The following is a 1,286-nucleotide window of genomic DNA, read 5'->3' as shown; positions in this document are numbered from 1 at the left end:
GATAAGGATACTAACAATGTAGTAAATGCACTTATTCTGAAATTTAATGGTTTACCAAAGGCACTTAAAAACACACTAACGTGGGAACGGGGAATGGAATTAGCAAACCATAAAAGATTTACTAAAAATACGAATACAGATGTTTACTTTTGTGACCCGAGTAGTCCGTGGCAAAGGGGAACAAATGAAAATACAAATCGCCTATTAAGGCAGTACTTCCCCAAAAAGACAAGTCTACATGGCTTTGACCAAAGTTATTTAGATAAAATCGCTAATAAACTAAATAATCGACCAAGAAGGATATTAAACTATTTAACTCCTAATGATATGATTAAAAACCATGTTGCACTGACCACTTGATATCACCACCGCTCTCTTGATGTCCGACTCCCTGAACAATTCTCGTTAATCGAGAAGTTAAATCAACGAGAGCGTTATCCAATTAGTCTGCTGTGTAGCGTATTCAATGTGCATCGCAGCAGCTATAAATACTGGGCCATACGGGATACAACGCCGACACCTGAGCAAGTAAGGTTAGAGGCTGAAGTAAAAGCAATACATGCGATGAGTGGTGGTTCAGCAGGGGCACGGACAATCGCAGCGATAGCAACGAACAATGATTTTGAATTGAGCCGTTATCGTGCAGCTAAGCTAATGGTTAAATTAAAGCTTGAGAGCTGCCAAGTACCTCAACATTCATATAAACGCGGTGGTAATGAACACCTTGAAATCCCAAACCTGCTTGATAGACAGTTTGATGTTGTTGAGCCGGATACCGTGTGGTGCGGTGATGTGACGTATATTTGGACAGGCAATCGCTGGGCTTATTTAGCCGTGGTTATTGATTTATTTGCACGCAAAGTGGTTGGCTGGGCAATGTCGTTGTCACCAGATACTAATTTAACGCTAAAAGCGCTTGAACTCGCGTATGAAAGCAGAGGAAAACCGACAGGACTGATGTTCCATTCAGACCAAGGTAGCCATTATACAAGTTTAAAATATCGCCAACGTTTATGGCGCTATAAAATCACACAAAGTATGAGTAGACGTGGAAATTGTTGGGATAATGCGCCAATGGAGCGATTTTTTAGAAGCTTTAAGACGGAATGGATGCCAAAGATTGGATATGGAAACTTTATAGACGCTAAATATAGCGTAAGTGATTACATAAATGGATATTACAACAATGTTAGGCCGCATCATTATAATGCCGGTTTAGCACCAAATGAATCTGAGGTTAGATATCAAGATTCTAAAACTGTGGCCAAAATTAGTTGACCACTACA

1 protein-coding gene and 1 pseudogene are annotated in these 1,286 nt (G+C 40.0%); both read left to right on the top strand.

What is annotated here, in order from left to right; genetic code table 11:
- The coding region (locus tag P20495_RS20760) for an IS30 family transposase (RefSeq protein ID WP_033016083.1) at window positions 1-360 on the top strand (360 nt) is incomplete at its 5' end.
- A 6-nt stretch (window positions 361-366) separates the two neighbouring features.
- Window positions 367-1,278, top strand: a pseudogene (locus P20495_RS06925) (IS3 family transposase); the annotation flags it as partial.
- Between the last annotated feature and the right edge of the window lie 8 nt (window positions 1,279-1,286).

It is taken from the genome of Pseudoalteromonas sp. BSi20495, assembly GCF_000241185.1.
Taxonomy (GTDB): domain Bacteria; phylum Pseudomonadota; class Gammaproteobacteria; order Enterobacterales; family Alteromonadaceae; genus Pseudoalteromonas; species Pseudoalteromonas fuliginea.
Note: the sequence above shows the minus strand (reverse complement) of the source record. Positions and strands in the feature narration are given on the sequence as shown.